This is a genomic window from Algoriphagus alkaliphilus, from assembly GCF_900103735.1.
In the GTDB taxonomy this organism is placed as follows: domain Bacteria; phylum Bacteroidota; class Bacteroidia; order Cytophagales; family Cyclobacteriaceae; genus Algoriphagus; species Algoriphagus alkaliphilus.
The window spans coordinates 22,568-29,213 of the sequence record NZ_FMXE01000044.1; the positions used below are offsets into that span (position 1 = coordinate 22,568).

The 6,646-nt window shown below is 45.6% G+C and carries 5 protein-coding genes and 1 tRNA gene; 2 read left to right on the forward strand and 4 right to left on the reverse strand.

The window, feature by feature from the left end; translation table 11 throughout:
* Window positions 1-7 precede the first annotated feature (7 nt).
* The 4 genes from BLQ81_RS20210 to BLQ81_RS20230 form a co-directional block, all read right to left on the reverse strand.
* Window positions 8-1,189, reverse strand: a complete 1,182-nt coding sequence (locus BLQ81_RS20210; protein WP_092734384.1) for a TolC family protein — start codon at window positions 1,187-1,189, stop codon at window positions 8-10.
* Window positions 1,190-1,266: 77 nt separating this feature from the next.
* A complete protein-coding gene (locus tag BLQ81_RS20215) occupies window positions 1,267-1,668 on the reverse strand; it encodes a hypothetical protein (protein WP_092734387.1) in 402 nt (133 codons plus the stop codon).
* 292 nt (window positions 1,669-1,960) lie between these two features.
* Window positions 1,961-2,893, reverse strand: a complete 933-nt coding sequence (locus BLQ81_RS20220; RefSeq protein WP_092734390.1) for a phage integrase SAM-like domain-containing protein — start codon at window positions 2,891-2,893, stop codon at window positions 1,961-1,963.
* Window positions 2,894-3,062: 169 nt separating this feature from the next.
* A tRNA-Asn gene (locus tag BLQ81_RS20230) sits at window positions 3,063-3,136 on the reverse strand.
* 539 nt (window positions 3,137-3,675) lie between these two features.
* On the opposite strand from BLQ81_RS20230, the gene BLQ81_RS20235 reads away from it, so the two are divergent.
* Both BLQ81_RS20235 and BLQ81_RS20240 read left to right on the forward strand, forming a co-directional pair.
* A complete protein-coding gene (locus tag BLQ81_RS20235; RefSeq protein WP_092734396.1) occupies window positions 3,676-4,134 on the forward strand; it encodes a (2Fe-2S)-binding protein in 459 nt (152 codons plus the stop codon).
* Window positions 4,135-4,153: 19 nt separating this feature from the next.
* Window positions 4,154-6,451, forward strand: a complete 2,298-nt coding sequence (locus BLQ81_RS20240) for a xanthine dehydrogenase family protein molybdopterin-binding subunit (protein WP_092734399.1) — start codon at window positions 4,154-4,156, stop codon at window positions 6,449-6,451.
* The last annotated feature ends 195 nt before the right edge of the window (window positions 6,452-6,646 follow it).

Below are 6,646 nucleotides of genomic sequence, written 5' to 3' on the forward strand. Positions count from 1 at the left end.
TGAAGGTTTACAATTGATGTTTGAGTAAAGAAGTATGTGATTGATATAATTGATGTTGCATTTCCAGAAAGGTGTCAAAGGCCTGCCGATAAAACTGAATTTCCTGATAGTACTGAAGAAACGATAGCTCTCCTAGTTGATAAGCTTGAAGCAGTAAATCTTCCGAATCCAGTGCGGTCATAGTATTCTGATACTCGGTGAATTTTGTCCGGAGAAATGTGTAGTTCCTGAATTCCCGATCAAATTGAACCCTTGCCAGATTGACTTTGGACAAGTTGTTTTGGGTTTGGAATTCCACCTGAGATTGGGCAGCTTTTACCTTGCCCCGACTTCCCCAAAGCGGAATTGTCAACCCGCCGTAGATCCCTGAATAATAAGAACCCATGACTCCCTGCCTGTTAAATCCTGCTGCCAGGTTGGGTAACACCTTGTTCTTTTCCAGTTGAAGACTTTGTTGGGCAAGAATTTCTTCTTGCTGGATCTGTAGAAGCAGAGGTTCTGCCCTTAGTTTTTCCATCCAGATGCTGTCAGCATCCGTCAATCCCACAAAGACAGGATAATCCACCAGAGTAGTACCAATTGGTTTTCCTCCGTTCAGATTTTCCAGTTGCTCACTTAGGTTTTGAAGCTGGTTCTCAAGTTGCGGGACGGCGAGTTGCTGTTGCAGCCATACGACTTTGGACTTGTTCAGCTCCAGAATTCCCACTTCCTCTTTCTGGAAAAGTTGATTCACTTGATCGAGAACTGTTTTGGCTTGTTCAGTTCGGGTTTCAAAGACCTTTAGCTTTTTGGAAATCAGGATCAACTCCAATGCGTAAGCCTGTGCTGATAGGAGAATCTCTTGTCGACGGGATTTATACCCAAGTTCGTACTGGCTAATCTGTTGGTTGATCAGGTTTTTCCTTGAGCCATAGACGGTCGGAAACTCAAAAGATTGAGTGATGTGGTATTCGGTATAGTCACCTGCGGTGTGATCTCCAAACGGCAGGTAAAAGATTCCGACCTCTGGATCAGGGAAGTTGTTGCCTGATTGAAGTTCAAATCTTTTCCCCTCCAATGCTGAAGCTAAAGCCTGGAGTTCAAGATTGTTTTGTTCGACCTGCTGTAATATTTCTTCCATCCCGGTCTGGGCAAAGCCTCGCCAGGAAAGCAGAAACAGACAACCTGCGAACAGGATGTTTTTTAGCATATAAGTGTGATTTAAGCAAAACCGAGATTTTGCGCGTAAGAAAATGAGCGGAACAGTGTGGGCTTCCACACAGATTTTTAACCTAAGACGGGAGGCCCCCGCAGAGATTTACTGTTAAAAAAAGGTGATTTAATGACAGGTGGCCCCGTACTTTTCAGCTTTTCCGAGTTAAATTCCCCCGAAATGGGTGGGCTTTCATTCGAGAAAACAGCGTCCTGGAGAATCTTCCTCTGTTGTTGTTTGACGAGATCTGATTTTTCCTGATTTACCGAGATGCTCTGGGGTAAATGGTTGGTGTGAGTGTGATTTTGAAAAAATAAATCAAAAATGGAGTCAATTTCCGCGTTTTTGGGATTAGATTTTTCTTGGTGTTCGTGTGTGTGGGTTTCAAGTGACCCATGATGATGATGTTCCTCATGCTCGTGGTGCACATGCGGCAAAGCTGTGTGCATCAACATCATCCAGAGGATAATTAGCATACTGTAGGCTTTTAGATGAAGTGCATGTCTCACATTTCAAATATACGGATTTCAAACCTGATCCGGTAACTTTAAAAAAAAGCCCGAGGTAGTTACTCCCCGGGCTGTGGACATCCTTACCGCCGTGCCAGCATACACCGCACCTAATTTGTTGCCGTAAGCTCAGTGGTACAAGGCGGTTTGCAGCACAGGCACTCGTAGAGATCTAGAAACCTCTACAGCAACATTCAAATGTATCTCTTGCACTAAAGTGGAGCAAAGGATCATGGGGTCTTCGTTGTTTTCTCGTGCATCATTTTACAGGATCCTCCATTTGACTTTTTGAGAACTGCCCAAGAAGTAGGTGGTTGGAGTGGAACTGGCTCAGAAGGAATTCAATCTCTGGCAACATTTGGATGCTGTAAGATTTCCCGGTTTTGCCACGATTGTAAATCAACCGATCACCTGGGACGTTTTGAGGCTTCAGTAAAAGCAGGTCGTTGAGATTGATGCCCCTGAGTAAGAAGATCAGTTTCCCTATGCACCAATAGGGGTAGAGCATTTCATCGTTTGATAAGTCGAGTTGAAAGAAACTTCTCATCTCTTCGAGACTCAGCGTCCTCGGAGTAGTTTTGGATTTTCGGATTTTGTAGTTCTTGAAGGGGTACCAGTCCTGAGCGACCAAGTCCTGATGAATAGCCTTGTTGCAGATTGCTCGAAATGTTCGCATGTACACACCCACTGTATTTACCTTACGATTCCCGGCGAACAGTTTCTGCCCCAGTTCGAGAAGTCCTTTGTAGCCGAATGTCTCAAATGGCAGTTTCAGGGAAACCAGTTGTTCAAAAACACCAAGCGTGTTCTGGTAGATTGTGGCACTTCCATACCGATTGACAGATCTGAGGTGACAGATCTCCTTTTGCCAGAAGTCATAGATCGTCAGATCTCCAGTCGATTCGGTTAAAAGAAGCTTCTCCTTCAGATCTTGAACCGACAAGTGTTCAAGTCCGCTCGCACGAAGAGCTTTTAACTTGTTGGAGTACAATTCCAGGAGTTTGAAAAGCTCCAGATTTGCAGCGTCGTCCTTTCGAAATGTGCCTGTGGCCTTCGAGAAAGTCTTGGAATTTGCAGTGTAACCCGTGGTAATATCTCTGCTTTTGGATTGGTGGGTAATCCGAATTACTACGGGAAAAGTCCCGTTTTTCTTCGTTCTGCGCTCATCAAGTGTGATTTTGAGTGTTGCCATAAGTGTTGATTTATGGCCTCGCAGTCCAGGAAAAACTTGCAGTTTTTTTGCAGGTAGTTGTTCAAAAACCTCTTTTTTTCGGTCATTTTGACACAGGTTGTCTGAACAAACTAAGCTGCCGAGAAACGAAAAAAGCCCTCAGAAATGAATCTGAAGGCTTTTTAACTTGCTCCCCCTCTAGGGCTTGAACCTAGGACCCCATGATTAACAGTCATGTGCTCTAACCAACTGAGCTAAGGAGGAATTTGCTTTGTTTTTGAAATCCCTTTTGGAAATCGTGTTGCAAATGTAGGTGCATCCCCTTTTTATTCCAAATCAGTTTTTGAAAAAATCTTTGTTTCGAGCACATTTGACTTACTTCTGATTCTATTTCAGGAACTTATTTTTTGAAAGAAAGTAAAAAAGCAAAAATTAAGGCTAAAACAGGATTCACTTTATAGACTTAAGGCCAAGGATGTGCTGACAAACCGGCGCAACTGTCCTCAATTCCGGGTCTTTCCGTGTTCCGGCAAAATTCCTCTGTCAAAGCCACAATCCTCAGGTTAGGGAATCTTTGTTTCTTTCATTTGATTCCATTTTTTTTCTTAATTTAAGTTCTTCAATATGTATGTCCGCTTTCTTGCCAGTAGCAAAATAAAATAAGGTTTGAAGTTCCAAAAAACGAGCTGTGGACTGTTGACAGTCGTCTGTGGACGATTATCCGCAACTTTATATAGCCTAATCTTTCTTACTGGCAGGATTGCGGATAATCAAATTCTTCAAAATGAGATAAATCCAATCCTATGGAAAATTATACACTTTCGATCAACGGAAAATCGCAGGATGTCACTGCGCCCGAAGACATGCCCCTGCTCTGGGTGATTCGGGATTTATTGGACATGAAAGGAACCAAGTTCGGCTGTGGTCAGGCGCTTTGCGGGGCCTGTACGGTTCATTTGGACGGTGAGGCCGTAAGATCCTGCAGTCTGCCGATTTCTCAGGTAGGAAGCGGGAAAATCACCACCATCGAAGGACTTTCAGCGGACGGAGACCATCCGCTTCAAAAAGCTTGGGTGCAGCACGTGGTTCCGCAATGTGGCTACTGCCAATCGGGTCAGATCATGAATGCGGCAGCTTTTCTGGCTAAAAATCCAAGCCCATCGGAATCCCAAATCGAATCTGCAATGGAAGGTAACCTCTGCCGTTGCGGTACCTACAATCGTATCAAAGATGCCATTGCCACCGCTTCCAAATCCCTCTAAACCCTAAATCAGCGAACTTATGTTACCTAAATTGCCATTTTTGACAAAGTCCAAGACAAGCGCTTCAACTTCCAATCCGGTTGACCGCAGTGAGATCTTTAGAGCTTCGAGAAGGGATTTCCTCAAAATCGGCTCGCTTGCAGCGGGAGGATTTGTGTTGGGTGTGAATTTCCAATGCAGCGGACCGAAAGGGGAATTGATCACTTTCGCACCGAATGTTTTTGTGAACATTGGTTCGGATAATATCGTGACTATCCTTGCGCATCGATCTGAGATGGGAACCGGTATCCGGACTTCCCTGCCGATGATTGTTGCAGACGAGCTTGGAGCGGACTGGAGCAAGGTGAAAATCATTCAGGCCGAAGGGGACGAAGACAAGTTCGGCAACCAAAACACCGATGGATCCTTTTCTGTCCGCATGTTTTATGAACCTATGAAAAAGGCTGGAGCCACTGCCCGGCACATGTTGGTGCAGGCTGCTGCAAAAGAATGGAGAGTCGATCCATCCGAATGTGATACCGAGGCAAGCCATGTGATTTTAAAAGGTTCAAGCAAAAAGATTCCATTTGGTGACCTAGTCGCTCAGATTAAGGAAATGGAAATACCCAAGCCGGAGGATCTTCAGATGAAGGATTTTTCAAGCTACAAGCTGGTTGGAAAAGACGTTCCCATTTATGATGCGAAAGATATCGCTACGGGTAAGGCGGTTTTTGGAGCCGATGTGAATCTCCCAAATATGCTGATCGCCGTTGTCCAAAGAAGTCCTGTAGTTGGAGCAAAGGCGACATCCTACAATGATGAAAAAGCTTTGGCGATTCCGGGAGTTAAAAAAGTGATAAAAATAGAGGGTCCGGGGCTGCCGGCGGGATTGGATAAGCCTTTGGAAGGCCTTGCTGTTTTGGCTGAAAATACCTGGGCAGCGATCAAAGGAAGTCAGGCTTTGGAGATTGAATGGGATTTGGGTCCAAATCAAACCTACAATTCCGCCAATCAATTGCAAAGTATGTTGAAAAGTACAGCGGCTAAAGGCACGGTCAAGCGAGAGCGGGGAAACTTCAATCAGGCAAAGTCTTCCTCCGGAAAAATTATGGAAAAGACCTATTTGGCACCTTTTTATGCACACTCAACAGTGGAGCCACCAGCTGCCATTGCCGATGTGAAGGCGGATGGCTCGGTAGAAATCTGGGCACCAAGTCAGCATCCACAGTGGGCCAGAGGTGCTGTGGCTGGCGCTTTGGGAATAGATGTTTCAAATGTCAAATTGAATGTCACCTTGCTCGGAGGAGGGTTTGGGCGAAAGTCCAAGCCGGATTTCGTCGTGGAAGCAGCATTGCTTTCCAAAGCAGCCGGAGTTCTTGTTCGGGTTCAGTGGACCAGAGAATGCGACCTTCACCATGATTATTACCACTCTCACAGTGCACAGCGTATTGTCGCTACCCTGGATGGCACCGGCAATCTGACAGGATGGAATCACCATACTGTTTTTCCTGCGATTGGATCAACCAACAGCCCCGCCCTTCCTTCGGATGGGGAATTGGATTTGGGATGTCGGGATTTCCCTTACGATGTGCCAAACATCCGGATCGAAGCTCATGAATCCACTGCGCATACCCGGGTGGGTTGGCTGCGTTCGGTGAGCAACATTCACCATGCCTTTGCGATCTGTACCATGCTGGATGAGATTGCCGAGACCCGCGGGATGGATCCGATAGATCAGGCCATCCAACTTTTGGGTGAGGACAAGGACCTGGCTTTTGCAAGTGAAATGATAGGAGATTACGGAAACTACGGGGAGAAAATCGAAGATTTCCCCTGGAATACCGGACGAATGAAAAAAGTCATCCAGACAGTAGCTGAGAAGTCAAATTGGAAGCAGAAACTTGCGGATGGCAAAGCTGTTGGCTTTGCTGCGCATAAAAGCTTCCTGACCTATGTGGCCTGTGTGGTGACGGTGGAAAAAGATGCTGCGGGTAACCTCATCATTCCGGAAGTTTACTATGCGGTGGACTGTGGAATCGGTGTAAATACAGATCGTATCCGTTCCCAGTTTGAAGGAGGAGCTCAGTTTGCCACGAGTTTGGCGATGACTTCGGCGATCACTTTTGAAAATGGCAAGGTCCAGCAAAACAACTTTGACACCTACAAGGTCATCCGGATGCCGCAAGCTCCCAAAAAGACCTTTGTTGAGATTATTCCAAGTATGGAGAAGCCCACAGGAGTAGGGGAGCCACCTGTTCCGCCATTTATTCCTGCCTTGGCAAATGCGATTTATAAGTTGACAGGAAAGCGGAATTACGAGTTGCCTTTTAAGGCTTGAATTTCTTTGTCAACGGTCGATAGACCACGGTCCACAGCGATTGCCTGTCGACTGTGGTCCGTTGACAAAAAATTAATCTTTAGCACTGAAACTCCTCGTTAAGGTCTTAATAAATTTCAATTTCCGAAACCGAAGTGCAGACTGAGACCTTCTCAGAGAAAGACCGCCTTTTCTCGTATTTTTGAATATCTGTTT

Coding starts and splice junctions, on each gene's coding strand:
- BLQ81_RS20210 (WP_092734384.1), bottom strand. CDS start 1,189: ATGCTAAAAAACATCCTGTTCGCAGGTTGTCTGTTTCTGCTTTCCTGG.
- BLQ81_RS20215 (WP_092734387.1), bottom strand. CDS start 1,668: ATGCTAATTATCCTCTGGATGATGTTGATGCACACAGCTTTGCCGCAT.
- BLQ81_RS20220 (WP_092734390.1), bottom strand. CDS start 2,893: ATGGCAACACTCAAAATCACACTTGATGAGCGCAGAACGAAGAAAAAC.
- BLQ81_RS20235 (WP_092734396.1), top strand. CDS start 3,676: ATGGAAAATTATACACTTTCGATCAACGGAAAATCGCAGGATGTCACT.
- BLQ81_RS20240 (WP_092734399.1), top strand. CDS start 4,154: ATGTTACCTAAATTGCCATTTTTGACAAAGTCCAAGACAAGCGCTTCA.